The sequence below is a fragment of the Winogradskyella sp. genome (genome assembly GCF_013213975.1).
Classification (GTDB): Bacteria; Bacteroidota; Bacteroidia; order Flavobacteriales; family Flavobacteriaceae; genus Winogradskyella.
The window spans coordinates 1-26,935 of the sequence record NZ_JABSST010000003.1 but is presented as its reverse complement, the minus strand read 5'-3'; the positions used below and the strand labels follow the sequence as shown (position 1 = coordinate 26,935).

The following is a 26,935-nucleotide window of genomic DNA, read 5'->3' as shown; positions in this document are numbered from 1 at the left end:
AACTGGCCACATATATTTTATATTATGACCAGCTCTTAAAAGATTAATTTAGCACACTTATTTTTTGATTATTTTTTTTGCAATCTGTTGATTCTCGTTATTTATTTTTATGAAATATACTCCAGATTCTCGTTGCGAAAAATCTATAGAATTAATTGTGCTTGCATTTAGCTTCCCTTTAGAAATGGTTTGACCTAGCATATTTATAATTTCGTAGCTAGCATCAATACTAGTCTTTAATTCTACATTCAAATTATCCTTCACAGGATTAGGATATAGATTAACTGAACTAGCCAAATCGAATTCATTTATGCTTAAAGGATTCAACGCTCTAAATCGCACAGATTCTGAAGCACCAAAATCTCCACCTGAAATTATGATGTTTCCGTCCCCATCTTGCAGATCATATGCACCAAATCCAAAACCACAACAAATTCCATCGCCATAAGAATCTAAAATTGTAAATGTATAGCACTCATTGAAAGAAGCGATTGATATAGTCTCTTGATAAGTTGTGTTGTCCATGTAGTCTGTTACAGGTCCACTCTCTACAAGAGTCCCTGAACTATCCCTTAATTCCCAAGATGTTTCTCCGGCGTAATCATCTGTAGATATATTAAAAACTACACTGTTAGTAGAATAATCTGGAGAAACGTCAAAATTAAAGGTGAAATTGTCGTCTGACGTATTCTCGTCTACAACACCATTAGGATTAGAGACACTTATTGAAAAAACATGACCACCAGTACCTAAATTAGAATAAGTAGGACTTGCAATAACGGTACTTGCATCTTGTGCCAAATTTCCTGTCCAGTTAATTGTAGTATCAGGTTCTGAATCAAAACTATATGTGATAGACGCAGACGTTAGTGGTAAATTTCCTCTATTAATTAAAGTTACCTCGGGTGTAAAATCCTCATTACAAATTAACACATCATTCGATCCTGCTGAAACAGAAGCATCGTTATCAAATGTAGTAAGCGGGGGAAATTGCTCAAGTGTAGTGACACCAGAATTCCCTGGATCTAACCAATCTCTTAATCTTGATGAAGCATTGCTACCAAAATCCCATGCCACACCAAAACGCCCGTACCAATCTTCTGTATTATTATCATTAACACCACTACAAGCAGCAAAACCACCTGAAAGTTTACCAATCACTAGTCCATTTTGATCAAATAAAGGAGAGCCAGAAGAGCCTGGCTCAGTAACACCTAAGTCCCAGTCTGCAACACGCCATATTTCTGTTGAAGGGTTTCCATTAAAATTGATTGCTTGTCTCGTTGGGGCATTAACATCCACACAGACCTTTTGTATGTCTCCACTAGGATGATGAATTCCTACAGTTAAGGAAGGAGTTGCAGAAGTAGATCTATTCCAACCAGCCCAAACTAAATTGGATGCATTAGTAGTAAAAAATGAAGTGTCTGTTATTTCAATTAATGCCATGTCAGATTCTGAACTTGAAGCCCTCAAAATTCCACCACTTGTTGTTTGATTAAATGAATTATCAACACTTGGTGCAAATGTTGCGCAATCAGCAACTGATGCGTCACTTGCCCAATTAAATCTGTATGCCCAACCTGCTACAGAACCACCTAAACAGTGATTTGCAGTTAAAAAATATGGTGTGCCATCGTTATTAGTATTATTTACCAATGCTCCTGAACATATACCTGTTCCACCTCCTACAACAATCATTCCCACGGAACTTTTAACGTTTTCCTTGATATCGTGTGCTGAAGTGTTAAAAGAAGTAATATCACAATTTACATCTACATTACAAGGACCTGAATCGTTAAGTGCTTTTTGGGGGCTATTACCAGAATGGTCTATTGTTCTGTAGCCGTGAACAACAGATCCTAAAGTTAGTTTTGCTTCTTCTGTAACACTTGCAGGCTGATAATATTCAATCCATGCTTGATCTCCATATACCATCCAAGTACCCAAAATTTCTTCAGGAGTATTATTGTAATGCGTAAAAGGTCTCAAGACGTCGTTTTTTTCATCATTATAAACATAAAGCTTAGATCCTTCTGGCAAGTAGAAGATATCAAACATAAAATTTAGAGTTACAGCACCTTCGGATTGATAGGACATACGCCATATTTTATCACCATTAGGTAATGTTGTCCATTTACCTACATCATTAAAATCATGATCTACGTAAATATCGTGGCCAAATCGCCAAGGTTTTGACTTATCCTTATCATTTATAAGATCTTCATCTTGTAACGCTTTCAGATTAAAACTAGGAAGTTTATAAGGTTTTACAGAACTTAAGTTCTCAACGGTCCAGCTCGGTGGTTGTTGTTGATTAGGGATTACTTGTGCAAAAGACAAAAACGAAGCTAATAAAAAGCTGAATAGGAATTTATTTTTCATAGTTAGTTATTAAGACGTCTAAATGTAAAATAAAAATGTTATTGCAACAAAGTTGCAATAACATTTTTATTTTAAAATTTGTTCTTTTACTAAAATTTATGTTTAATACTTAAGTAGCGCTTTAAGAGCAGTATCAAAGCGTTTTTTTGGTAAATATTGATTCTCTAATTGCGCAGCAAATGGTATTGGAGTTTCTAAACTTGCCACTCTTTTCACAGGCGCATCTAAATATTCAAAACACTCTTCCATAAGCATTGAAGAAATATCACTAGCAATTCCACCAAACATAGAATCTTCCTGTAAAATGATGGCTTTTCCAGTTTTCTTAACGGATTCAATGACTGCTGTTTTATCTAAAGGCTGCAAGGTTCGTAAATCTATAAGATCGGCTGATATTTCTGGATTAGAATCTAATAATTCTATAGCCCAATGCACACCCGCTCCATAGGTGATAATGGAAATAGAATCACCTTCTTTTAATTTAATAGCCTTTCCTAAAGGTAATGTATAGTAACTTGTAGGAACATCTTGTCTTACACTCCTGTAGAGCGCTTTATGTTCAAAAAATAATATTGGATTAGGATCATTTATAGCGGTACATAACAGGCCTTTCGCGTCATAAGGAAAAGCAGGGTAAATCACCTTCAATCCGGGTGTTTTGGTAAACCATGCTTCATTGGTCTGTGAGTGAAACGGTCCTGCAGCTACACCAGCACCACAAGGCATTCTAACAACTACATCAGCATTTTGTTCCCAGCGATAATGAGATTTGGCTAGATAATTTACAATGGGATTAAATCCTGATGTTACAAAATCAGAAAACTGCATCTCTACAACAGCTTTCATTCCTGCAATAGATAGGCCCATGCTTGTTTCTACAATAGCAGATTCGCAAATAGGGGTATTACGAACTCTTTCTTTTCCAAATTGTTCAACAAAGCCTTCAGTTATTTTAAAAACACCACCATATTCCGCAATATCTTGTCCCATTATAACCAAATCTTTATGTGCCTCCATTGATTGCTTTAAACCCTCAGAAATTGCATCTACAAATCGTAAAACTTTGGTCTCTTTAGATGGTGCTATTTCATTGTAATCAAACGACTTATAGACATCACTTAATTCGTTAGTTAAATTGGGAACAATTGCTTCTTCAGCATAAGCAGTATCTAGTCCTTTATCAATTTCTTCTTTAATATCAGCCGTATACTTTTGATCAGTCTCTGCCGAAAGAATTTGTTTACTGAATAAATAACTTCTAAAGTTTTCAATTGGATCTTTAGCTTCCCATTCAGCCATTAATTCTTTAGGGACATATTTGGTACCACTCGCTTCCTCATGGCCACGTCGTCTAAATGTCTTGAATTCTATTAATATTGGTCGTGGGCGTTTTCTAACGCTTTCTGCCAATTTTTTAACTTTAGAATAGGTTTCAATAATATTATTTCCGTCTAAAATGAAGGATTCTATTCCATAACCTTTGCCTCTATCCGCTAAATGCTTGCATCGATATTGCTCATTCGTTGGTGTAGATAAACCGTATCCGTTGTTTTCAATGCAAAATATAACAGGTAATTGCCATACTGAAGCTACATTTAAAGCTTCATGAAAATCACCCTCACTTGTACCACCCTCTCCTGTAAATACTGCAGTGACCTGATTGTTTTTCTTTAGTAGATTAGCCAAAGCAATACCATCTGCAACGCCTAGTTGAGGTCCTAGATGTGAAATCATACCTACAATATTGTATTCTTGTGTTCCAAAATGAAAAGAACGGTCTCTGCCATTAGTAAAACCACTAGCCTTTCCCTGCCATTGGCAAAACAAGCGATGTAGTGAAATTTCTCTTGTTGTGAAAACACCGAGATTACGGTGCATTGGTAGAATATACTCACTACGCTTTCAAGCCATCGTAACACCAACCGAAATCGCCTCTTGACCAATTCCAGAAAACCATTTTGAAATTTTTCCTTGACGTAAAAGGATAAGCATTTTTTCTTCAATTAAGCGAGGCTTAAGCATGTTATAATAAAGTTTAAGTAAAACTTTATCGCTGAGACTGCGCTTATCGTATTCAATATTGCTTTTTGTTATGGTAGGCATAAGTTCTTTATTGTAATGCTTCAAATGTAAATAAAATGCTTCAATAATGCAGAGTAAGACGTAGAATTGTCAGTAACTACAACACGAATATTTTAGTCTATTTTCATTAGATTTGTATATTGATAAAAATTTAAAGCTAACTTCAAATGGATAGAATACCTAGCGTAGATTTAAAAGACTTCCTTTCTGAGGATTCTAATAGAAAACAAAAGTTTATTGACGAAATAGGCAAAGCTTATCAAGATATTGGCTTTGTTGCATTGAAAGGACATTTCTTAGACGATGATTTGGTAGACCGACTTTATACCGAAGTGAGAAACTTTTTTAATTTGCCTTTAGAGGTAAAAGAAAGTTATGAAATTCCTGGTATTGGAGGGCAACGCGGTTATGTGTCTTTTGGCAAAGAAAGTGCAAAGGGTAAAAAAGAAGGCGACTTAAAAGAGTTTTGGCATTTCGGACAATATGTTGAAGATGATGAGGAAAGGAAAAAAGAGTACCCAGACAATGTTGAAGTAAAAGAACTGCCAGCATTTAATAAGGTTGGAAAGGAAACCTACAGAATGCTCGAAAAAACAGCAAAATACGTCCTTCGCGCGCTTGCCCTTCATCTTAATCTTGAAGAGACTTATTTTGATAATTACATTCACAACGGTAATTCCATATTAAGACCAATTCATTACCCACCTATTGTTCAAGAACCAAAAAATGCGGTAAGAGCGGCTGCGCACGGGGATATTAATCTTATTACATTATTAATGGGTGCTCAAGGTCGTGGATTACAAGTACAGAGACATGATGGCGAATGGTTGGATGCCATTGCAGAACCAGATGAACTTATGATTAATGTTGGAGATATGTTATCCAGACATTCTAATAACAAATTAAAATCTACAATTCATCGTGTTGTTAATCCACCGCGTGAACTTTGGGGTACTTCAAGATATTCCATTCCATTTTTTATGCATCCAATTAGTGAAATGAAATTAGATGTATTAGATAGTTGTATTGATAACGAAAACCCAAAACAATACGATGACATTACTGCAGGTGCATTTTTAAATGAACGATTAGTAGAACTAGGATTGATTAAGAAATAAATGGATTTACAAGATCAGCTTAAAAAATTATTTCCAGATCATGAACTGTCTGATTCAAAGGGTAAATCTGTGCATTCAGATAATAATATATGGCTTCAAGATGACCCGATTATCTGTAAATATGAAAAGCGAAAAGGAAAGCCAATTACTATTTTAGAAGGTTATCATGGTGCTGACAAGGACTTTAAAATGCTAACAAAAGAACTTAAAACCAAACTAAGCGTAGGTGGTAGTTTTAAAGGCGATAAAATAATAATCCAAGGCGATTATCGCGATAAAATCATGGCTATTCTTGAAGAAAAAGGGTTTAATGTTAAACGAGTTGGAGGCTAAATATGAGCAAACAAATTTTACACATTACCAATGGAAGTATTTTAACGGATTACTTAAGAGAATTGGATTTTGAAGATGATATTTTAACATGGCAAGAAATGCTTTGTGAAGGGCCTACAATACCTGAAATAGCATCTGATGAATTTTTCAACATTAGACATAAGTTTCTTCAAGATTACTATGATATTGAAGTAGATATTGAAGAATTAAAAGCTGAGTTATCTAAATTAGATGATCCTAATAAATACGATGAAATTTACCTATGGTTTGAGTATGATTTATTTTGTCATATCAATTTACTAGGGGTCATAAATCTTTTACATCAAAAAAACATTAATAGACCTTTGTACTTTATTTGTAGTGGTCGTGTGGCAGGTGAAAAAAATTTAAAAGGCTTGGCAGAACTCTCTGCAGAACAACTTTTGGATCATTATCATAAACGAACATTGCTTACCACTACAGATAAGGATTTGTGTATCGCCCTATGGAGAACATATTGTGGAAAAGATCATAATATTCTCAAACCATATATTGTTACAAAATCAAGCTTTAAGTATATGACTAATTGCCTTAAGGCGCATTTAAAGCGCTTTCCTCATCAAAAGAGTGGATTGAGCGTTATTGAAGATAATATTTTAAGAATTATAAGAGATAATGATGTTAAATCATTACATCATTTATTAGGTTATAGTTTAAATTATCAGGGTTATTACGGTTTTGGTGACACACAGCTACGTCGAATAATTAGCAAGCTCTCTGTGTTTTATGATATTTCTGAAACAGGTGTTGTGTTGAACAGGAAAGGTCATGAAGCGCTTTTAAGGCAACATAACTTTGCTGCCGAAGTCAATAACGACATGACTTACGGCGGTATTGAACGCTTAGAATTTCAGTTTAGCGTAGAACAGAATAAACTTGTTAAAACTATTATGCATGTCAATTAAGGATTCCGAATTAATTCTTAACTCTGATGGTAGTGTTTACCATTTAAATTTGAAACCTGAGAACATATCAGATACCATAATTTTTGTTGGTGATCAAGATCGTGTGGAAAAAATTACAATGCATTTTGACAGTATCGAGTTTAGCACTCAGAAACGTGAATTTAAAACGCAAACAGGTTATTATAAAGACCGTAGAATTACCGTAATTTCAACTGGAATTGGTCCAGATAATATTGATATTGTTTTAAACGAGTTAGATGCTCTTGTCAATATTGATTTAAATACACGAAAGCCCAAAACTGAATTAACCAGTCTTAATATCATTAGGATTGGAACGTCTGGGTCATTACAATCAGATATTCCAGTTGATGCGTTCCTAATGAGCACACATGGCCTTGATGTTAATGGGATGCTTCACTTTTATCAAATACATGGTATTAGTAATCCTGAAATTGAGGATGCTTTTATTGCCCACACAAATTGGGATACAAATAAAGCGCGACCAATTATTATAAATAATAGTAAATATCTAGAACGATATTTTGAGAGTGACGTTATTTTTAAAGGAATGACTGGAACAGCAGGTGGTTTTTATGGTCCTCAAGGACGCGTATTACGATTGCCCTTGTATGATGCCAATTTAAATTCTAAATTGGACAGCTTTAGTTACAAAGATTTTAGAATTACCAATTTTGAAATGGAAACCTCTGTAATCTACGGGCTTTCAAAATTGTTGGGTCATGAAGCACTTTCACTTAATGCCATTATAGCAAATAGAGCTACGGGTAATTTTAGCAAGGAGCCCAAGAAAACAGTTGAGCGGCTTATTTTATATGCTTTAGAACGTATTGTAAATATTTAACTTCCTAAGAATTAGAATAACCTAAATGAAAAAAGTAAACATTGGTGGTGTTCCAGAGCATTTTAATCTAGCTTGGTATCTCACTTTAAAAAATGGGGAATACAAGCAGGAGGGCATAAATTTAAGATGGCACAATTACTATGGCGGAACAGGTGCCATGTGTAAGGCCCTTCGCGATGACGATATAGATATTGCTGTAATTCTAACAGAAGGTATTATAAAAGATATTATTGCTGGTAATCCGTCTAAAATTGTGCAAACATTTGTTGAATCACCTCTAATTTGGGGTATTCATGTAGCTTCTGGATCAGATTTTAAAACTATTGAAGACCTTAAAGGTTCACGCGCAGCAATTAGTCGATATGGATCAGGTTCTCATTTAATGGCCTATATAAATGCAAAAAATAGCAATTGGAATCTTGAACAAGATCTCAATTTTGAGGTAATTAAAAATTTAGATGGAGCTGTTGAAGGTTTAAAAAATAATAAAGCAGATTATTTTATGTGGGAAAAGTTTACCACTAAACCACTTGTTGATGATGGCATCTTCAGAAGAATTGGTGTTTGTCCTTCACCATGGCCTTGCTTTGTAATAGCTGTTCGAGACCAATTTATAAGACATCATGAAGACGACCTTAGGATAATACTTGACATTATAAATCAAACAAGCTCTGAGTTTAAGTCTATACCAAGTATTGATAGAACAATTGCTAATCGTTATGAACAAGAATTAGAAGACGTACAAGAATGGCTTAGTCTAACAGAATGGTCTCAGGAACTCATAGATGTTAAGACAATCAATATGGTTCAAGAAGAACTTTTAAGCCTTGATATCATTCCTAGGAGGGCAAAATATTCAGAGTTAATTCACGTATTATAACATCTTTAAGCTCTGGATATTTATTGTTTGCTTGATGTAATAGTATCTGAAAAATCCTGTAATACTCTTATACTTCGTTGTATATCTTTATTATGTGCTAATTGTATTTCAGCTACATCTTACAGTTGTAGTTGATAACTTTCAGAATTTCATTTTTTTAGTTACATTTGTTTAAGCCCAAACAATGCTATTTACATTAGAACAAGATTAATATGACATTAACGATTATTCTAATTCTATCTTTTTTAGTTGCTTTGAATTTTGTATTGCTTAAATTTAGTTGTAACAAATCTTCTAAGAAAGTTGAGAGCAAAGAACCAGAAACTATGATTACCGAAAAATCTGAACCTACTTTAGTGACCAATCAATTGCCGGTAAACCCGCTTGCTCCAACAGGGAGTTAGTTGAACTAAAGTGTTTATTGCCATACCAATTGCCGCGGTTAGCACTAAGAGGTGATGGATGACCTGTCTCTAACACATAATTGAGGGACGTATCGATAAGTTTTTTCTTTTTTCTTGCATAACCACCCCAGAGTAAAAAGATGACTTTATTTTTTCTTTGACCAATTAACTCAATGACAGCATCTGTAAATTCCTCCCAACCTTTTCCTTGGTGACTTCTGGCTTCGTGAGCCCTAACAGTTAATGTTGCATTTAGCAGTAAAATACCTTGTTTTGCCCAAGGCAAGAGATTGCCAGTTTTCGGGTATGGAATATTTATATCAGATTCAATTTCCTTAAATATATTTATTAGTGAAGGTGGATGCGTTACACCATCATTTACAGAGAAGCACAAACCATTGGCCTGACCTTCTCCATGATAAGGATCTTGACCAATAATAACTACTTTAACATCGTCAAGAGAACAATGATTAAAAGCATTAAATATTTCAGAACTTTTAGGATAACATTGGTGGTTTTGATATTCAGTTTTAACAAAGTCAACTAAACTTTTAAAATAAGGCCTATCAAACTCTGATTGCAGATGATTTTTCCAACTTTCATGAATATCTATGATCATACTTAATCTTTTATCAAAAATAACAAATGATGGGATAAAAAATGTGGTTAGGCATATCACTTCAATTACATTAAATTTGCATTTCTATAATTTGAAAAAACGTGGTTAAAATTCATGAAAAAACACTGAAAGATCTCGAATTCTATTCAGTTTTAGAGCAGATATCTGAGCATACTATAACAGCCTTAGGTAGAGAGGCTGTTTTGGAAATAAAGCCTATAGAAGTAGAGGCTCAGTTGTTACGTGAATTAGGGTATGTAAATGAATATCTATCTTCCTTTGATAATGACAATAGAATACCCAATCATGGTTTTGAACCAATACATAAAGAACTTAAATTACTGAAGATTGAAAACACGTTTTTAGAAGTCCAAAGTCTTCAAAAATTGGTGAGTACATCTTTAACTGTAAACGGTATCCTTAAGTTTCTTCAAAAGTTCCATGAATACTACCCAAAGCTTTTGCAGTATAGTGAGCATATTGAAATAACCACCGGAATTATAGAACAAGTTGATCAAGTGGTAGATCGCTTTGGGGACATAAAACACGATGCATCACCAGAGCTGTCTCATATACGACAAGAGATTGGGAAACTAAAAGGTAAAATAAACAGTAGTTTTTCATCTGCTCTAAGCCGTTACCATGGCTTAGATTATCTGGACGACATTAGAGAGTCAGTTGTTGAGAACAGACGTGTATTAGCTGTTAAAGCCATGTATCGTCGTAAAGTCAAAGGTGCTATAATGGGTGGTAGCAAAACTGGAAGTATTGTATACATAGAACCGGAAACAACCCTTCAGTACACAAGAGAACTCAATAATTTAGAATATGAGGAAAAGGAAGAGGTTATAAAGATTCTAAGAGCCTTAACAGATTATATTCGTTTATTCCTACCGCTTCTTAATGATTATCAAACCTTCTTGACGAAGATTGATGTCATTGCATCAAAAGCTAAATATGCAAAAAGCATAAACGCAATTTTGCCAAAAATAACTAATGAAAGAACCTTATGCTATAGAGACGCATACCACCCGCTACTCTATTTAACTAATAAGGAAGAAGGTAAAAAGACGTTTCCTCAAACAATTGCCTTGAGTAATGATAACCGAATAATGGTTATCTCGGGACCTAATGCTGGTGGTAAGAGTATCACTTTAAAAACTGTTGGTTTGCTGCAAGTAATGTTGCAAAGTGCGATGTTAATCCCAGTCCATGAACGCAGTTCGGTTTGTTTATTTGATCGCATTTTAAGTGATATTGGCGATAATCAATCCATTGAAAATCATTTGAGTACATATAGTTATAGGTTAAAACAAATGAATTACTTTCTAAAAAAGGTAAATTCTAAAACCTTGTTTTTAATTGATGAGTTTGGGACTGGAAGTGATCCAGAACTTGGTGGGTCCCTCGCTGAAACCTTTCTTGAAGTATTTTATGAAAGAGAAGCGTTTGGAATTATTACGACCCACTATTCTAATCTAAAGTTATTAGCAAATGAATTGCCACATATGAAAAATGCTAATATGCTTTTTAATGAGAGAAGCCTAGAACCAATGTACAAATTAGTTACAGGCCAAGCAGGAAGCTCTTTTACCTTTGAGGTAGCTCAGAAAAATGGTATTCCTTACAGTTTAATCAATAGATCTAAAAAGAAGATAGAGCGTGGAAAAATAAGATTTGATGCTACGATAGCGAAACTTCAAAAAGAACGTAGTAAACTGGAGCGTACGGAACGTAAATTAAAAGACCACGAAAAAAAGAAACTTTCGGAAGCAGAAAAATTAGAAGAGACTAATGCAAAAATTCAAAAGAAGTTAGAAAGTTTCCAGGAATTATACGATAGTAATCAAAGGCTTATTTACCTAGGTCAAAAAGTAAATGACTTATCTGAGAAATATTTTGAAAATAAACGCAAACGCGAGTTAATGTCCGAACTGTTTCGACTTGTGCAAATTGAAAATGCAAAACGAAAAAAAACTTCTGCCAAGCAAAAACGTATTGAAAAGGCAAAAGAAAAACAGGTTCAACAAGAGGCTGAGCAAAAAGTTGCAATAATTCGAAAAAAGAAAAAGGAGCAAAAGAGAAAAGAAGTTCCCGTTGAAAAACCCAAGCCTATACTTAAGATTGGTGATCGAGTGCGTATGCATGACGGTAAAGCTATTGGTAGTATAGATGATATAGAAAAGGGAAAAGCCATAGTAAATTATGGTATGTTTACTACCAGTGTTAACTTGGATTTACTAGAGTTGGTCGATGCAAAAAGGTAATTTAATTATTTAAACACCTGATTGTAATTATTTTAGAGTTAGCAAACTATTTACAATACAAATAAATACTTTAAAGTGCTTTAAGTATAAGTTTTGGATAAATATGAATTTATCTGTTTAAAAAGTCCTTTGTATTTAATAGGTATCTAGGTAGTGTTAAGAAATCCAAATTTAGAATTAATATTAAGTTAGACCTAGGTACAGATCATGATTTAACTTAATTTTTTAACACTCTATTGCACCTAAGACCTATTTTTGTATTATGATCCATAAGATACCAAAAGACAAGGCATTAATTCTATTCGATGGTGTTTGTAATCTCTGTAATAGTAGTGTGTTATATGTCATCAAAAGAGATAAGCACAATACGTTTTTATTCGCACCTCTACAAGGCGAAATTGGGCAGGTCATTATTAATAAATTTAATATAGATACCCGCAAAACAGATTCAATTTTGTTGTACCAGCCCCAAGAAGAAAGGGTTTATCAAAAATCAAATGCCGCATTACGTATTGCTAAAAAATTAGGGTTTCCCACAAATTTATTGGCTATATTTTTAATTGTTCCGAATTTTATACGGGACTGGTTTTATAATTATGTAGCAAAAAATAGATATAAGTGGTATGGGAAAAAGGATGCCTGTATGATTCCAACACCAGAACTTAGAGAAAAGTTTCTAGATTAAAAAAAGCCATTCAGAACTGATTCTAAAGGGCTTTCTTAAATTAACAACTTACTTAAAACTAATTTAAACAAAATTAATTTCGTTTATGAGGGAATAACGAAATGATTAATAGCACATTTTGTTTACTCAAAAATACATGTGATTTTCTGCTACGGATAAAAAAATCGATATATGCCCATTATTATTGTTATAAATCTCTAGAAAGCCAAAAACATCTATAACTGGTTATAATCTTACTCATCAATATATACTAGTTACTCAATGAAACTATCACTATACTCACGTTTGGTTTCTTATTTAATACATGCTCACTAAATTAGATATAAGCTTTTTTAAGTTAATGGTTTTTAAGCTTAGTATGTTACGAGCCTCAAAGCAAAATGGGTTAATTTAACCCTAGCTTTAGTTAGCTAGGAATGAGTTAAATTCTGTCAAGGATGAAGTTTAGCTCCTTGAAAGTATTACAAAGTGATAGACGGAAACATTTAGTTTTGGGGCTTTACTTTAAGCCTCCAAGGATAAAATCTAAGTTTGGGTTAGTATTATTGTTAGACACATAAGCATCTGTATAATACTTTGGTTTTATGGCTAGACCATAGTTAAGCAATTTTTCCATGGTAGGAATGTACTCTTGACTTACTTTCCCAATTAAAAGAATTGAAAGATCTTTATTTGCCTTGGCATATTGATATACATTGCGCAATCCACGTAAGTATAAATGGTCTTTTGTAAATCCTCCACCTCTATGAACGCGAAGTGTAATTGCAAAAGCCTTGTCTCTATTTAATTTATGTTGATTATGAAGTAAATGAAATGTGTCTGAAAACGAATAGCCTTTATTAAGGCTGTCTACTGCAATAACACGAAATGCGAGCTCTTTTAATCGCATAATAGTCAAACACCCGCTCATATATTCTGAATAAACAGCTAATCCTTCTTGAGTTTCAACATTATTAGGGAATCCATTTGAAAACACCTTTAAAGGCTGATCTAAGCCATTAAACGTTGTGACCATGTGTACACCTATTTCATGATTGGTTAAAACTTTTAATTGACTCAAACTGTATTTATGACTTTTTCGAAGTACCAAGGTTTGCGTATTGTTAAGAACCATTGCAGCAGCAGAAAGATTGTTTGAAATCTTTATGTTGTATTTAAAGTCGTAACGTTTAGAGAAATCATCAAAATAATCTTTGGCCTCATTAACATTAAACACAGGGAGCATTTTCTCATCAAAATCCGAATCATCAAATCGCAGAATAAATTTGGCATTTTCAATATCCTTTTCAGTAGGTGTTCCAAAGCTTTTGAGGCTATTGAAATAAAATTTACGTCCTTGCCCAATTGTTTCTATACACTCAATTAATCCAGAATATTCATAAATAATATCTTCATAAAGTTGTCTAATATCAACATCTTCAATACGCTCTAAACGCTGCGAAAAGAACAAGCGATGAAGTTTATAGCCATTGAACCGCATCTTTGGATACTTAAAAACAGGCTCATAATTGTATTTAGAAGAAAAAAACGTTTTCTTTTCAGCTGCTATATTTTGTGGATTAATATAATTGAGAAGTTCGATATTTTTAACCAATCGATTAAGATTAGCATCAATATCAAATAAATCTTGAAATTCTTCTGTGGTCTTTATCTGGGACATTATGGTTTAAACCTTTGGTAAAATTCGCTAGCATGTTGTGGAATTAAATTTCTCAATTGACGCTCAACTGAAGCTACCACTTCAGGATAGTTAACTTGAGCATATTCATCACAATACACCTTAGCAATTTCAGTTGCCAAAACTAAGGTATTCTTAAAGTTTTTGGTAATATATTTCAAGAAATATCCGTTACCTTGGAAGGTGTCGTTAATCTTTGCTGTTGGCTTTATGTCGTGAGGTAAAATAATGCTTGCTAAAGCCTGTCTCCAAGTCTCTGCAAGATCACCATAACGGTCATTATCAATATTAGAGGTTCCTAGGTTCCATAAGGGCACTTCCCTATCCCATCGTTTCCAATTATAACTATGCATATCATAAACAATACAAGTTCCAAACTTGGACTCTATGGTTTCAATTAAAGCATGAACAACTTTATAGAAATTTGCATGTTTCTCTAAGCTTTTGACCTTTTCGGTTTCTTTTAAAGGGGTTTTCCAGAGTTGTTTTCCCCAAGCTGTATCAAAAACAGCGTTTTTTGGATCTCGATTAAGATCATATTCAAATCTAGAATCACATCCTGCTATAAGAATAGGGTGTGATATAACCATATTTTTAGTTTCAGGATCCTCTTCGTACCAACGGTCATATTCAGAGTGTAAACAATTATCCCAAAGGCTTTTTCTAAATTGATGTCCGTCATGTACAGCACCGCAGACATATGGTACATATTCATTAATCTTTATAGTAAATGAATAATCCTCTACCACGGCATGAAATGTCTCTTCAGATTTTATTTTAGAAATAATTGCACGTAAAGACAATTTTTGCATGGCTAATTCTTTAAAAGTTTTTCTAAGAAACGCATCATATTTTGTTCTAAGACGTTGAATTCACCATCAGAAAAGAATAATACTTTTACATCAGAGAGTAACATATCAATATCATCTTTATCGTAATTGTGCTGCTCCAAACTCATTATGATTTTCTTGATACTTTGATAATCGTTATCACAATCAAATTCGCTATGAATATCTTGGAACGTCTGCATATCAACATTAGATATTATGGCGTTACGTTCGTTATTATCTTCTTTAAAGTCAGAATGCGCAGCAAACAATAATATGTATGCAACAAGCTCATCTCTTGTCCAATCTGGTATTTTCATTTAAATATAAATCTGAGATTGTTTAAAAAGTATTGATTAAGCCTCATCCACAGCTTTACGAAGTCTTGTACGTCTATCAAAGGCTTGTAATTTATCCAAAACCTTACTCTCCAAAAAGTCAATTACCTTCTCTTCGACTTTATGTTTATTTTTATAAACCTTGTTGATATAAGTAATACCACCTGGTGACATTACATTAACTTCAACAAGCTTTCCCCCTATAACATCAATGCCTACAAAATACAAACCGTCTTTAACTAGCTTTGGTCCAATTTGCTTACACAACGCCTTTTCTGCCTTGGTTAGTGAATGCCTTTGAACGCTGCCTCCAGCAGAAACATTAGACCGGTGGTCATCAGAACAAGGAACACGTTTCATGGCACCCACAGGCTCACCATTTAATAACAGAATTCTAACATCGCCTTGATCAGCTCCTTCTATATAATCTTGAAGAATGACATAGTTAGACTCACCATCTCCAGTGGAAATATAAAAATCAAGTAGTGAGTTAATATTGTTCATAGCTGACTTTTCGATAAGAATAACACCAGAACCACCAAAACCATTCAATGGCTTTAATATCATTTTATCAGCTTTTGATTCTTTAATCTGTTTGATTAAGTAGTTTTTATTTTTTGACACGTGTGTGTTTGGAATAATATTACTATGCGCATCACCAAAAGCCGCTGTATATAGCTTATTATTAGCTTCACGCATGCCTTGCAATGAATTTACAATGAATACATCGTCCTTCACAGAATCTAAAAAATTAAGCATTATTGGATCTAGCGGTGGATTTGCTCTAAAAAATATGGCATCAAAACCTGCAAGAGGTAACATTTCTTCTCTAAGTTTTGCCTTATTGTAGAAAGATTTGAGTGTCGACGGAACTTTATCCATACGTCCAACAACCGTACAAAACGCATTAGTAACGCTATCTCGTATGGTAAGATTAGCAGGTGTACACATGGCAACGCCATGACCACGTTTTACACATTCTTTAATTAATGCTAAACTGGTATCATTTTCCGGGTCTATCTTTTCCCAAGGATACATTATAAAGCAAATATTCATCTAGAGAAATTTTTGGTTAGTAAAGTGTTATTTAAATTTAATAACTTTTATTGAAGTTGAAAAAATTATTTCACCTCCTGAAAATGATCATCCCAGTTTTTTGCCTTGGGTTTGTCATGCAGCTTCCCTAATGATTTTGCTACTATCATAGAAACCGTAGCATCACCCGTAACATTAACTACAGTTCTACACATGTCTAGTGGTCGATCTACCGCGAAAATTAAAGCTAAACCAATAGGCAATAATTCTGGGGGAAACCCAATAGATTCGAGTACAATTACCAACATAACCATACCAGCACTTGGTACTGCAGCACTGCCAATAGACGCTAAAAGTGCCGTAGCTACAATAACTAATTGGTTGGTTAAGGTTAAACCTTCAGGCCAAATTACCTGCATAATAAATACAGCTGCAATCCCTTGATAAAGACTTGTGCCATCCATGTTAACTGTAGCACCTACAGGTAAAACAAATCCTGAGACTTCTTTATCAACACCAATATGCTCTTCAACACGTTCCATGGTTACAGGTAATGTGGCAGCACTACTACTTGTTGAAAATGCTAATAGCTGTGCAGGACTTATTTTACTCAAGAACCAAAGTGGTGATTTTTTGGTGAATACCTTTATAAGAATCAGATAGAATCCAATCATTAGAACTAAACCACCAACAACACATAATGCATATTGCAAGAGTTTTACTAATATTTCAGTATCATCAAAAGCAATAATAACGTTAGCCATTAAAGCAAATACTGCATAAGGTGCAAAGAGCATAATAACATCTACCATCTTCATCACAACCTCATTTAAAGCATCGAAAATATCTACCATAGGCTTGGCCTTCTTTTCGCCAATTAAAAGCAAACAAATACCAACAAAAAGAGCAAAAAAGATCACCTGCAGCATTTTGGCATCTGCCATAGATTGAAATATATTACTTGGAAAAATATCAACTAACGCTTGTAAAGGTCCAGCATCTTGTTGTGCACTCGCCTTAACCAATTTATCAGTTACACCAGCATCATTTTCATACTTTAACTTAATTTTTTTTAGTGTCTCTTGTGGCATCCCTGTTCCAGGTTTTACGAAATTGACAATCGATAAACCAATAACAATAGCCACCAAAGTAGTTCCAATATAAATGGCAATAGTTTTTAAACCCATATCTCTAATTTTAGAGATGTCCTTTAAGTCTGAAATCCCTTTTATTAACGAGGCAAGAATTAAGGGAACTGCAATTAACTTTAGAAGATTAATAAAGATTTTACCGAATGGTGCTATCCAATCAGTAACAAATTGTTGACCGTTGAAAGAATTCATTATAAAACCAAAAATGATACCTAATACCATTCCGATGATGATCTTCCAATGTAATGCTAATTTTTTCATGAAAATAGTGTTTGATTTCCTAGATATAGAAATCTATTTATTTAATTATTACCAGTCTTTAGTTTCTTGTCTGCGTAATAAGGTATAATCGGCCAGAACTAATGCTGCCATAGCTTCCACAATTGGCACTGCTCTTGGCACTACACACGGGTCATGACGTCCTTTTCCCTGCATTTCGACAGTCTCACCAGCACTGTTTATCGTCTCTTGCTTTTGCAACGTTGTCGCTACAGGTTTAAAAGCAACTCTAAAATATATATCCATCCCATTACTTATTCCTCCTTGTACTCCACCTGATAAATTGGTTTGTGTACTGCCGTCTTCGTTAAATTTATCATTGTGCTCGCTACCTTTCATTTTAGCACCGCAAAACCCACTGCCATATTCAAAACCTTTAACAGCATTTATTGAAAGCATAGCTTTACCTAATTCGGCATGCAGTTTATCAAAGACAGGTTCACCTAAACCAACAGGTATATTCTGCAGTACGCAGGTTATAGTACCGCCTATAGTATCACCTTTCTTTTTGATCTCTTTAACTTTATTAATCATTCGTTCTGCAATTGCTTCATCTGGGCAACGAATGGCATTAGATTCTATTTTTGAAAAATTTAAGTCTTGATAAGGTTTGTCAATAAAAATATCACCTACTGAAGAGGTAAATGCATTAATTTTAATAGATGAAATCAATTGCTTGGCTATAGCGCCCGCAACTACCCTTGAAGCAGTTTCTCTTGCAGAACTACGACCACCACCACGATAATCTCTTATGCCATACTTTTTATCGTAGGTGTAATCGGCATGACTCGGACGGTAAACATTCTTAATATGTGAATAGTCTTTTGATTTTTGGTTGGTGTTTTTAATTACAAAACCTATAGGTGTTCCGGTAGTTACTCCTTCAAAAACACCTGATAGAAACTCAACTGAATCTGGTTCTTTACGCTGTGTTACAATTTTAGATTGTCCTGGTTTACGACGATCAAGTTCATATTGTATTGCGTCTAAATTTAACTTCAAGCCTGACGGGCATCCATCAATTATACCACCTATTGCAATACCATGTGATTCACCGAATGTAGTTAGTTTAAATACTTTTCCAAAGGAATTTCCTGCCATTAAATCATATTTTACGCTAATGTAAATCTATTATCAGAGAAACAAAAATGCATCCCAATTTTTTGCGTTGTTAGATTAAGGTTAAGCCTGAAGTAATTATTTGAATTCTAGTAACATATTGGTAACATTTTACTCATAAATAGTTAATTATTCTGTTACACTAAGTTAATAGTTGGTTTAGTTCTTTGTATCCGTAAAGTTGAAAATTGAATCTAAAACGAAAAGTTGAAATAGTAGTCATCTCAGATGTTCACCTTGGCACCTTTGGGTGTCATGCAAAACAGCTATTGACTTATCTCAACAGTATTGAACCCAAGACGTTAATCCTTAACGGCGACATTGTGGATGTTTGGCAGTTTAAAAAACGGTATTTCCCAAAATCTCATTTAAGCGTTATCAAGAAAATCATGGATTTTGCTGCTAATAGTACAGAAGTAATTTATATTACTGGTAATCATGATGAAATGTTACGCAAGTTTAGTGATACAGAAATTGGTAATATTTCTATTGTAAATAAAGCCGTATTAGATTTAGATGGAAAAAAAGCGTGGTTCTTTCATGGTGATGTTTTTGACATGTCTATTCAAAATGCAAAATGGTTGGCTAAACTTGGTGGTTGGGGTTATGATATTCTAATTCTTATTAATCGTTTTGTTAATTGGTGCCTTGAGCAAGTGGGAAAAGAACGTTACTCCTTGTCTAAAAGAATTAAAAACAGTGTAAAAGGCGCGGTAAAATACATAAGTAATTTTGAAAATGTAGCTACAGAGTTAGCGATAGAAAATGGTTATGATTATGTGGTATGTGGTCATATTCATCAGCCTAAAATATTGATTAAAGAAAATAAGTATGGTAAGACTACGTATCTAAATTCTGGTGATTGGGTGGAAAACTTTACGGCACTCGAATACCAATTTAAACGTTGGAAAATCTATAACTACAATAATGATAAGCTTTCACCGTTCTTTGCTGATGAAGATTTAAAGGAAATGGATACTAATGAACTTATCGCTGCAATTACCATCGTGGAGCAGCCTAAAAAGAAACAAAAGAAATTAAACTAATGCTTCTTTAAGTATTGTGATTGGGTGTTTTGCTATTCGCCCAGTACCATCTTTAATCTGATGTCTACAGCTTGTGCCATTTGCAGAGATAATCGTGTCTGCATCAGCTTTTCGTATTGCTGGAAATAAGGTTTGCTCTCCTACAATCATGCTTATGTCATAATGATCTTTTTCATAACCAAAACTCCCTGCCATTCCACAGCAGCCACTTGGTATTATAGATACCGAATAGTTTAAAGGTAGATTTAAAACATCAAAACTTGATCTTTGATTGGTTAAAGCCTTCTGATAGCAATGACCATGAAATTTAATAGTCTTAGTGTCTTTAGTAAACTGATCCGATTTTATATGATCTAATTGAATTTCATTTTGAATAAATTCTTCAATTAAGAATGTACGTTCCGCTATTGATTTGGATGCGACTTTATCATCTGCTAACCTTGGGTATTCATCTTTAAACGTAAGTATAGCGGAAGGCTCGATACCTACTAAATAAAAATCCTCGTTTATACCGTCAGTAAAGAAATTGACATTTTCATTAGCAATGGCTTTAGCTTCTTTTAAAAGCCCCTTAGATAAATAACTTCTACCGCTTTCTAAATGACATATTTGCAGCACATTATACCCTAATGAGTTAAGTAGTAATTTAGCATCAATAGCTATTGAAGATTCCAAATAATTGGTAAACTCATCAACAAAAAGTATTACCGTTTTAATAGGATTATCTATGGTTAAGTTAGAATGAGTACTGTCCGTTCTTGCCTGTATACTTGTATATGATTTTGATATCATTGGAAAACTACGCTTTCGATGAATGCCTAAAGCTAATTTTATAAATCTCGATACAAATTTAGAATTAAATAATGCGTTGTAAAATCTCGGAGCTCTGGATGCTATTTTGTTATACCTAGTGGAGTTTGCAAAAAATCGATCTTTAAATTTATAACCATTTGCCTCTTGATAATGATATAGGAATTCTGCTTTTAAACTTGCTACGTCAACACTACTTGGGCATTCACTAGAACAAGCTTTACAACTTAGACATAAATCAAAAACATCCTTTAATTCTTTATGATTAAAACGATTTGGCTTCTCAGAGTTGGTGAGGTACTCACGTAAAGCATTAGCACGAGCTCTAGTCGTATCTTTCTCATTTCTGGTAGCTCTGTAACTAGGGCACATAGTCCCTCCAAACTCAGGTAACTTTCTACAATCGCCTGAACCATTGCATTTTTCTGTTTCTCTTAGGATTCCTTGTGAACTGGAAAAATCTAAAACAGTATCAATTTCAGGTTCTTTGCGTCCCGTTTCATATCGTAAATTCTTATCCATTGGAAACGCATCCACTATTTTACCTGGATTAAAAATGTTCTCGGGATCAAAAGTGAATTTTATTTGCCTTAAGATGTCATAATTAACCTCTCCAATCATCATAGGGATAAATTCTGCCCTTACAATACCATCGCCATGCTCACCTGACATAGATCCGTTATAACGCTTTACCAGTTTGGCAATATCAGTAGTAATTGCTCTAAAAAGCTTAACATCTTTCGAAGATTTTAGATTTAGTATAGGACGTAAATGAAGTTCTCCAGCACCAGCGTGAGCGTAATACACAGCATTTTGATCATAAGAATCCATTAGTTGAGTAAACTCGGCTATATAGCTATCCAAATCATCTAAAGCCACAGCTGTATCTTCTATGCAAGCCACGGTTTTATTATCACCAATCATATTGCCTAATAAACCTAGACCTGCCTTTCGCAATTCCATAGCTTTGTTAATGTCATTACCTTTTAAAATGGCTGCGGCATAACTTAAAGCATTTGTTCTTCCTTCTGATAATAATGCATCAATTTGAGTATTTAGAGATTTATCTGTATCCGCTTTTACCTCGCACATTAGTATCGCTTTTGGGTCACCAATAACAAAAGCTCTATTAGCTTGTTGTGTCTTATTATGCTTCGTTAAATTTAGAATGGTATCATCCATCATTTCGCAAGTATGTAATTGGTGGTGCATCACAGATTTTACAGCTTTCATACAATCAGATATACTGTTAAAATGAAAGGCAATTAATGCACTTTTTTCTGGTGGTAACACATCTAATTTTAAAGTGATTTCAGTTGTTAATGCTAATGTTCCTTCACTCCCAGCTAATAATAAAGACATATTGAAATCCTTATTAGATGGAGAAAATATATTCGTGTTTATTAGTTCGTCTATCGCATAGCCCGTATTTCTTCTGTGAATTCCTGGCTTTGGATAACTGGTTTTTATTTGATTTTGAACCGCTTTGGACTTTAGTTTCTTATACAGTGTTCTATACAACTTACCTTCCAAAGTCTTTAATTCCATTTTGCCATTAAAAGCATCATTAGAAAGGTCTGAAAACACAACTTCACTCCCATCAGACAATAAGGTTTTGAGTGCTATTATTTTGTCTCTGGTTACACCATACTGTATTGAAGTTGTTCCAGATGAATTGTTGCCAACCATTCCGCCAATCATACAGCGGTTGGATGTCGATGTGTTTGGGCCAAAAAATAATCCAAAGGGTTTGAGATAGTTATTTAATTCATCCCTAATAACCCCAGGTTGCACTGTAACTGTTTGCTCAGTTTCATTAATGTTTAAAATCTTATTGAAATACTTTGAAAAATCTACAACGATACCTTTACCGACAACTTGTCCTGCTAAAGAGGTGCCAGCAGTTCTTAGAATCAGAGAAGTAGTATTTGTTTTTGCAAAATGTATAAGACGTTTTAAATCATTCACATCTCTAGGAAGTGCAACAGCAGCGGGTATCATTCTATATACTGAAGCATCTGTAGCATACAGTTTAAGCATTAAATCATCATAACAAAGTTCACCATTAAGCTTTGATTTTAATTCTTTTAAGGCTTTATCTTTTATCATTTATGAAATAAATATTTTCATAAAACTATAAAGAAATCCAAATATAATGTCAGTATTGACGTTATTTTTGTTTCAAATAGACCTTTCAATTAAAAACGTAATTTTATGAAGAAATTAATTTTGACAAGCTTTACAATTTTAGCAGGATTTGCATTTATGAATGCACAAGAGATAGCAGACAATACTATTGGATTAAGATTAGGAGATAGTGATGGTTTCGGTGCTGAAATTTCGTATCAACGTGCCTTGGGCGGTAATAATCGCTTAGAAGCAAACTTTGGATGGAGAACCGGAAATGGTTATGATGGCTTTAAGCTCACTGGACTTTATCAATGGATATGGGAATTAGATGGTAATTTTAACTGGTATGCTGGTGCTGGTGGTGGTCTAGGCTCTTATAGTTTTGATGATAATGCACTAGATGATGAAACCTTCCTCTTCTTAGCTGGAGATATCGGCATTGAATATAACTTTGATATACCGTTGTTAATCTCTTTAGACTTTAGACCAGAACTAGGATTTGGTGCCTTTAGAGACGATCTAGACTTTGATATAGCATTAGGTGTTCGATACCAATTCTAGGTGAATTTGGTGTTAAAATCAACTGCATTTAGCGAGGTGGTTTTTTATGATTTGTTTTGAAAGTAATCGTATAAAATTTATTTAATTTTGCTTTCAAATTTTAGAAATCAATTCCATATGAAAAATACAGCATTAACAGAAACACATAAAGCCCTTGGCGCTAAAATGGTGCCTTTTGCAGGCTACAATATGCCAGTTCAATACGAAGGTGTTAATCTCGAACACGAAACTGTTCGTAAAGCTGTTGGTGTTTTTGATGTCTCACATATGGGAGAATTTCTAATTCAAGGCCCTAATGCGCTTGAATTAATACAAAAAGTATCAAGCAACGATGCCTCAAAACTAGAAATTGGCAAAGCGCAATATAGCTGCTTACCTAATGATGAAGGTGGCATTGTTGATGATTTAATCATATATAAGCTAAAAGAAGAGACCTATTTACTTGTAGTAAACGCAAGTAATATAGAAAAAGATTGGAACTGGATAACTTCTAAAAATGAAGTTGGAGCAGAAATGCGCGATTTAAGTGAGGACTATTCCTTATTAGCTATACAAGGGCCAAAAGCCATTGAAGCCATGCAATCCTTATCTAATTATGATTTATCAGCCATAAAATTCTACAATTTTGTGGTTGGAGATTTTGCAGGAATAGAGCATGTGATTATATCTGCTACAGGATATACTGGAAGTGGTGGTTTTGAGATTTATTGTAAAAACGCAGAAGTCAAACAAATTTGGGATAAAGTATTAGAAGCGGGTGCAGATTTTGGTATTAAACCAATTGGTTTAGCGGCAAGAGATACGCTTAGATTAGAAATGGGTTACTGTTTATACGGTAATGACATTGATGATAGCACGTCTCCTATCGAAGCTGGCCTAAGCTGGATATGCAAGTTTAACAAATCATTCATAAATAGTGAAGCCCTTCAAGCTGAAAAAGAACATACTCCTGAGCGCAAGTTAGTAGCCTTCAAATTAGATGATCGTGGAATTCCACGTCATGGTTATGCTATTGTTGATGGCAATGGAAATACAATAGGAAACGTTACTTCAGGGACTATGAGTCCAAGCTTAGGTGTTGGTATTGGTTTAGGCTATGTGCCTAAAGTTTTTTCGTCGGTTGACAGTAAGATTAATATTCAGGTAAGAAAGAAAGCCATTCCTGCAACCGTTGTTAAACTACCATTCTATAAAGTATAAATTTTGTTCGAATGTTGTTTGATTAATGAAGAATACTGTAAACAAGCATCGCATATTAATTCTTGGAGCTAGTGGCTATTTAGGCAATGCCATTTATAAAGAATTAGGCCCTTACTTTAAAACTTTTGGAACCTATCGAACTCCGAAAAAGGAATTTGAAACCAATAAACACTTCTTTCAATACAATGTTGAGGAAGACGATGTTTATGAAATTTTAGAAGCTGCTAGACCTACTGTAATCATTTCTGCCGTTCGTGGTGACTTTAATGCGCAAACAATTGCACATCAACACATTGCTGAGTATGCTCTAGAATTCGGTAGTAAAATCATTTTCTTATCTTCTGCCAATGCTTTTGATGCTTACAGTAAATATCCTAGCTACGAATTAGACAAAACACTCAGTCATAGTATTTACGGACATTTCAAGATTAAAATTGAAAATATGCTTTTACGCTTGCCAAAAAAGCAAGTGGCAGTGTTGAGATTACCCATGGTTTTTGGGAATAATTGCCCAAGAATTCAAGAAATGAAAAGTTTAATTACTGAAAATGAATCAGTAGAAATTTTCCCAAATCTTATAATGAATGTTACTCTCGATAAGAAAGTAACACAGCAAATACATTATATTATCAACAGAAACAAGTATGGGGTGTTTCATCTCGGAAGTACAGATTTAGTGCATCATGATGAATTTGTCAAAAATATCCTTTCTTCACTAACAGACAAAAAGGTACTATTCAAGCATGTTTATACAACTAATGAAGATCGCTATCTAGCAGTATTACCTAAATTCAATAAGCTACCTAAGCATCTTCAAATTACAAGTGATAAGGTCTTAGAAGACCTTTTAAAATAGATTTATAGGGGCTTTGACGATTTTATAGTTTATTGATGTCCTAATACTTGTAGTACTAACCGTAATTTCATAACTTCAAATATTAAAATGAACTTATGAAGTTAGATGCCGCTACTATAGAAAAAAAATTACTCCACTTTCCGGATTGGGAATATTATGATAATGCCATTCACGCTGAATTTGAATTTGATAATTTCAAAGATTGTTTTAGTGCAATGAGCCGCATTGCCTTTGAATGTGAAGCACAGAATCATCACCCAAATTGGTCTAATATTTATAATGTGCTTAAGATTTCTCTTTCTACGCATGATGCGGATGGAGTTACTAATAAAGACTTTAAACTTGCAGAAGCAATTGAAGCTATAGTTGAAGTTGAAGAGTAAGTTATGTAATTTTTTTCATGTTTAAATTACGACTACTTTTTACGCTATCACTTATTACTATTGCGATTAGGGCTCAAGACGCTTCCTTTTGTAGCGAGTTGAAATCTATCCGTGAAATCGTTGCAACTTCACATTACCAACCAAAAACTGAAAATGATAGTTTATCTAGAGGCGTTTTTTGGCTATTTCTAGAGCAATTAGATGAAGACAAGCGCTTTTTTCTAGATAAGGATATCGAGGTTTTTAAAAATGATGAGTTTTATTTAAATAACTACTTTAATAAAGGATACAATAGGACGAACTCTGATCTTAATACCAAACGCCAAAAGGTTATCAATACGCTAAACAATACCAATCAGAATTTTTTGGGCAAGCATATCCCAAATGATTAATTGATTTTTTTAAATTTGTTTGCCTTCAAAAAAAGGCGCATTATTAAATAAACTAATTTTAACACACTACTATGGGAAGAGCTTTTGAGTTTAGAAAAGCCAGAAAAATGAAGCGCTGGGCCGCGATGAGTAAAGCCTTTACACGCATCGGTAAAGATATTGTAATGGCAGTAAAGGAAGGAGGTCCAGATCCAGATAGTAATGCACGTCTAAGAGCTGTTATCCAAAATGCCAAGGCAGTAAATATGCCTAAAGATAATATAGAGCGTGCCATAAAACGCGCCAGCGACAAGAATCAAGGCGATTATAAAGAAGTTGTTTTTGAAGGCTATGCGCAACATGGTATTGCAATCTTAGTAGAAACTGCTACGGATAATAATACACGTACTGTGGCTAATGTGAGGTCTTACTTTAATAAATGCGATGGTAGTTTAGGTACTTCCGGTTCTGTTGTTTTTATGTTTGATCACACTTGTAATTTTAAAATTAAAGGTGATGATTTAGATATGGAAGAACTAGAATTAGAATTAATTGATTTTGGAGTAGAGGAA

General features: G+C 34.1%; 23 protein-coding genes and 1 pseudogene. 14 read left to right on the top strand and 10 right to left on the bottom strand.

Translation table 11 applies throughout. From position 1 onward, the window contains the following. Positions 1 to 57: 57 nt before the first annotated feature. Positions 58 to 2,385, bottom strand: coding sequence for a T9SS type A sorting domain-containing protein (locus tag HRU49_RS00475; protein WP_296353027.1), 2,328 nt, complete (start codon positions 2,383 to 2,385; stop codon positions 58 to 60). Positions 2,386 to 2,487: 102 nt separating this feature from the next. Continuing rightward, positions 2,488 to 4,488 (bottom strand): annotated as a pseudogene (locus HRU49_RS00470) (dehydrogenase E1 component subunit alpha/beta). A gap of 146 nt (positions 4,489 to 4,634) precedes the next feature. Between HRU49_RS00470 and HRU49_RS00465 the strand changes: the two are divergent. The 5 genes from HRU49_RS00465 to HRU49_RS00445 are packed head-to-tail and all read left to right on the top strand — an operon-like array spanning position 4,635 to position 8,604. After that, entirely contained in the window at positions 4,635 to 5,585 is a 951-nt protein-coding gene (locus HRU49_RS00465; RefSeq protein ID WP_296353025.1) for a 2-oxoglutarate and iron-dependent oxygenase domain-containing protein, read from the top strand. Continuing rightward, positions 5,586 to 5,918 carry a translation initiation factor gene (locus HRU49_RS00460; RefSeq protein WP_296353023.1) on the top strand — a complete coding sequence of 111 codons (333 nt, stop codon included), beginning with the start codon at positions 5,586 to 5,588 and terminating at the stop codon, positions 5,916 to 5,918. Positions 5,919 to 5,920: 2 nt separating this feature from the next. Continuing rightward, positions 5,921 to 6,862, top strand: coding sequence for a DUF1835 domain-containing protein (locus tag HRU49_RS00455; RefSeq protein WP_296353022.1), 942 nt, complete (start codon positions 5,921 to 5,923; stop codon positions 6,860 to 6,862). Next, the gene (locus HRU49_RS00450; protein ID WP_296353020.1) at positions 6,852 to 7,724 is read left to right on the top strand and encodes a nucleoside phosphorylase; all 873 of its coding nucleotides are present in this window, start codon (positions 6,852 to 6,854) and stop codon (positions 7,722 to 7,724) included. Before HRU49_RS00455 ends, HRU49_RS00450 begins: the two co-directional genes overlap by 11 nt. 25 nt (positions 7,725 to 7,749) lie before the next feature. Beyond that, positions 7,750 to 8,604, top strand: coding sequence for a substrate-binding domain-containing protein (locus tag HRU49_RS00445; protein ID WP_296353018.1), 855 nt, complete (start codon positions 7,750 to 7,752; stop codon positions 8,602 to 8,604). Positions 8,605 to 8,952: 348 nt separating this feature from the next. Here the strand turns inward: HRU49_RS00445 and HRU49_RS00440 are convergent, their stop codons facing one another. Beyond that, entirely contained in the window at positions 8,953 to 9,627 is a 675-nt protein-coding gene (locus HRU49_RS00440) for a uracil-DNA glycosylase (protein WP_296353017.1), read from the bottom strand. Positions 9,628 to 9,728: 101 nt separating this feature from the next. Here HRU49_RS00440 and HRU49_RS00435 point away from each other — a divergent pair, with 101 nt between their 5' ends. Both HRU49_RS00435 and HRU49_RS00430 read left to right on the top strand, forming a co-directional pair. Beyond that, positions 9,729 to 11,894: a DNA mismatch repair protein MutS gene (locus tag HRU49_RS00435; protein WP_296353014.1), complete on the top strand. Its 2,166-nt coding sequence runs from the start codon at positions 9,729 to 9,731 to the stop codon at positions 11,892 to 11,894. Between the two features lie 262 nt (positions 11,895 to 12,156). Next, the gene (locus tag HRU49_RS00430; protein ID WP_296353013.1) at positions 12,157 to 12,579 is read left to right on the top strand and encodes a DCC1-like thiol-disulfide oxidoreductase family protein; all 423 of its coding nucleotides are present in this window, start codon (positions 12,157 to 12,159) and stop codon (positions 12,577 to 12,579) included. 499 nt (positions 12,580 to 13,078) lie between these two features. Here HRU49_RS00430 and HRU49_RS00425 read toward each other — a convergent pair whose 3' ends face one another. The 6 genes from HRU49_RS00425 to aroC all read right to left on the bottom strand — a co-directional run bounded on the left by HRU49_RS00425 (position 13,079) and on the right by aroC (position 18,988). Beyond that, positions 13,079 to 14,239 (bottom strand): tyrosine/phenylalanine carboxypeptidase domain-containing protein, encoded by a 1,161-nt coding sequence (locus HRU49_RS00425; RefSeq protein WP_296353011.1) that lies wholly within the window; start codon positions 14,237 to 14,239, stop codon positions 13,079 to 13,081. After that, entirely contained in the window at positions 14,239 to 15,069 is an 831-nt protein-coding gene (locus tag HRU49_RS00420; RefSeq protein ID WP_296353009.1) for an N-formylglutamate amidohydrolase, read from the bottom strand. The genes HRU49_RS00425 and HRU49_RS00420 overlap by 1 nt, the downstream gene beginning before the upstream one ends. A gap of 2 nt (positions 15,070 to 15,071) precedes the next feature. Next, positions 15,072 to 15,404, bottom strand: a complete 333-nt coding sequence (locus tag HRU49_RS00415) for a hypothetical protein (RefSeq protein WP_296353007.1) — start codon at positions 15,402 to 15,404, stop codon at positions 15,072 to 15,074. Positions 15,405 to 15,440: 36 nt separating this feature from the next. Next, the gene (gshB, locus tag HRU49_RS00410; RefSeq protein WP_296353005.1) at positions 15,441 to 16,478 is read right to left on the bottom strand and encodes a glutathione synthase; all 1,038 of its coding nucleotides are present in this window, start codon (positions 16,476 to 16,478) and stop codon (positions 15,441 to 15,443) included. Positions 16,479 to 16,543: 65 nt separating this feature from the next. Beyond that, positions 16,544 to 17,869, bottom strand: coding sequence for a dicarboxylate/amino acid:cation symporter (locus HRU49_RS00405; RefSeq protein ID WP_296353003.1), 1,326 nt, complete (start codon positions 17,867 to 17,869; stop codon positions 16,544 to 16,546). A gap of 48 nt (positions 17,870 to 17,917) precedes the next feature. Continuing rightward, complete coding sequence (aroC, locus tag HRU49_RS00400) at positions 17,918 to 18,988, bottom strand: chorismate synthase (RefSeq protein ID WP_296353000.1); 1,071 nt, start codon at positions 18,986 to 18,988, stop codon at positions 17,918 to 17,920. Between the two features lie 206 nt (positions 18,989 to 19,194). Here aroC and HRU49_RS00395 point away from each other — a divergent pair, with 206 nt between their 5' ends. Continuing rightward, positions 19,195 to 20,052: a UDP-2,3-diacylglucosamine diphosphatase gene (locus HRU49_RS00395; RefSeq protein WP_296352998.1), complete on the top strand. Its 858-nt coding sequence runs from the start codon at positions 19,195 to 19,197 to the stop codon at positions 20,050 to 20,052. Here the strand turns inward: HRU49_RS00395 and HRU49_RS00390 are convergent. Next, complete coding sequence (locus tag HRU49_RS00390) at positions 20,044 to 22,971, bottom strand: FAD-binding and (Fe-S)-binding domain-containing protein (protein ID WP_296352996.1); 2,928 nt, start codon at positions 22,969 to 22,971, stop codon at positions 20,044 to 20,046. The two genes, HRU49_RS00395 and HRU49_RS00390, sit on opposite strands and share 9 nt — an antisense overlap. 105 nt (positions 22,972 to 23,076) lie before the next feature. Here HRU49_RS00390 and HRU49_RS00385 point away from each other — a divergent pair, with 105 nt between their 5' ends. From HRU49_RS00385 to HRU49_RS00360, 6 genes are all read left to right on the top strand, one after another. Continuing rightward, a complete protein-coding gene (locus HRU49_RS00385) occupies positions 23,077 to 23,553 on the top strand; it encodes a hypothetical protein (RefSeq protein WP_296352995.1) in 477 nt (158 codons plus the stop codon). 117 nt (positions 23,554 to 23,670) lie between these two features. Beyond that, positions 23,671 to 24,753: a glycine cleavage system aminomethyltransferase GcvT gene (gene gcvT, locus HRU49_RS00380; RefSeq protein WP_296352993.1), complete on the top strand. Its 1,083-nt coding sequence runs from the start codon at positions 23,671 to 23,673 to the stop codon at positions 24,751 to 24,753. Between the two features lie 25 nt (positions 24,754 to 24,778). Continuing rightward, a complete protein-coding gene (locus HRU49_RS00375) occupies positions 24,779 to 25,609 on the top strand; it encodes a sugar nucleotide-binding protein (RefSeq protein ID WP_296352991.1) in 831 nt (276 codons plus the stop codon). Positions 25,610 to 25,704: 95 nt separating this feature from the next. Continuing rightward, positions 25,705 to 25,992: a 4a-hydroxytetrahydrobiopterin dehydratase gene (locus HRU49_RS00370; RefSeq protein WP_296352989.1), complete on the top strand. Its 288-nt coding sequence runs from the start codon at positions 25,705 to 25,707 to the stop codon at positions 25,990 to 25,992. Between the two features lie 17 nt (positions 25,993 to 26,009). Next, positions 26,010 to 26,384, top strand: a complete 375-nt coding sequence (locus HRU49_RS00365) for a hypothetical protein (RefSeq protein ID WP_296352987.1) — start codon at positions 26,010 to 26,012, stop codon at positions 26,382 to 26,384. Positions 26,385 to 26,455: 71 nt separating this feature from the next. Beyond that, positions 26,456 to 26,935 (top strand): YebC/PmpR family DNA-binding transcriptional regulator (locus tag HRU49_RS00360; RefSeq protein WP_296352986.1); only part of this gene is annotated, 480 nt, incomplete at its 3' end.

What these genes read in the sequence shown, in the direction of transcription:
- HRU49_RS00460 (WP_296353023.1), top strand. Translation starts at nt 5,586, where the DNA reads ATGGATTTACAAGATCAGCTTAAAAAATTATTTCCAGATCATGAACTG.
- HRU49_RS00425 (WP_296353011.1), bottom strand. Translation starts at nt 14,239, where the DNA reads ATGTCCCAGATAAAGACCACAGAAGAATTTCAAGATTTATTTGATATT.
- HRU49_RS00405 (WP_296353003.1), bottom strand. Translation starts at nt 17,869, where the DNA reads ATGAAAAAATTAGCATTACATTGGAAGATCATCATCGGAATGGTATTA.
- HRU49_RS00365 (WP_296352987.1), top strand. Translation starts at nt 26,010, where the DNA reads ATGTTTAAATTACGACTACTTTTTACGCTATCACTTATTACTATTGCG.
- HRU49_RS00440 (WP_296353017.1), bottom strand. Translation starts at nt 9,627, where the DNA reads ATGATCATAGATATTCATGAAAGTTGGAAAAATCATCTGCAATCAGAG.
- aroC (WP_296353000.1), bottom strand. Translation starts at nt 18,988, where the DNA reads ATGGCAGGAAATTCCTTTGGAAAAGTATTTAAACTAACTACATTCGGT.
- HRU49_RS00385 (WP_296352995.1), top strand. Translation starts at nt 23,077, where the DNA reads ATGAAGAAATTAATTTTGACAAGCTTTACAATTTTAGCAGGATTTGCA.
- HRU49_RS00465 (WP_296353025.1), top strand. Translation starts at nt 4,635, where the DNA reads ATGGATAGAATACCTAGCGTAGATTTAAAAGACTTCCTTTCTGAGGAT.
- HRU49_RS00445 (WP_296353018.1), top strand. Translation starts at nt 7,750, where the DNA reads ATGAAAAAAGTAAACATTGGTGGTGTTCCAGAGCATTTTAATCTAGCT.
- gcvT (WP_296352993.1), top strand. Translation starts at nt 23,671, where the DNA reads ATGAAAAATACAGCATTAACAGAAACACATAAAGCCCTTGGCGCTAAA.
- HRU49_RS00390 (WP_296352996.1), bottom strand. Translation starts at nt 22,971, where the DNA reads ATGATAAAAGATAAAGCCTTAAAAGAATTAAAATCAAAGCTTAATGGT.
- HRU49_RS00370 (WP_296352989.1), top strand. Translation starts at nt 25,705, where the DNA reads ATGAAGTTAGATGCCGCTACTATAGAAAAAAAATTACTCCACTTTCCG.
- HRU49_RS00450 (WP_296353020.1), top strand. Translation starts at nt 6,852, where the DNA reads ATGTCAATTAAGGATTCCGAATTAATTCTTAACTCTGATGGTAGTGTT.
- HRU49_RS00420 (WP_296353009.1), bottom strand. Translation starts at nt 15,069, where the DNA reads ATGCAAAAATTGTCTTTACGTGCAATTATTTCTAAAATAAAATCTGAA.
- gshB (WP_296353005.1), bottom strand. Translation starts at nt 16,478, where the DNA reads ATGAATATTTGCTTTATAATGTATCCTTGGGAAAAGATAGACCCGGAA.
- HRU49_RS00475 (WP_296353027.1), bottom strand. Translation starts at nt 2,385, where the DNA reads ATGAAAAATAAATTCCTATTCAGCTTTTTATTAGCTTCGTTTTTGTCT.
- HRU49_RS00415 (WP_296353007.1), bottom strand. Translation starts at nt 15,404, where the DNA reads ATGAAAATACCAGATTGGACAAGAGATGAGCTTGTTGCATACATATTA.
- HRU49_RS00430 (WP_296353013.1), top strand. Translation starts at nt 12,157, where the DNA reads ATGATCCATAAGATACCAAAAGACAAGGCATTAATTCTATTCGATGGT.
- HRU49_RS00455 (WP_296353022.1), top strand. Translation starts at nt 5,921, where the DNA reads ATGAGCAAACAAATTTTACACATTACCAATGGAAGTATTTTAACGGAT.
- HRU49_RS00375 (WP_296352991.1), top strand. Translation starts at nt 24,779, where the DNA reads ATGAAGAATACTGTAAACAAGCATCGCATATTAATTCTTGGAGCTAGT.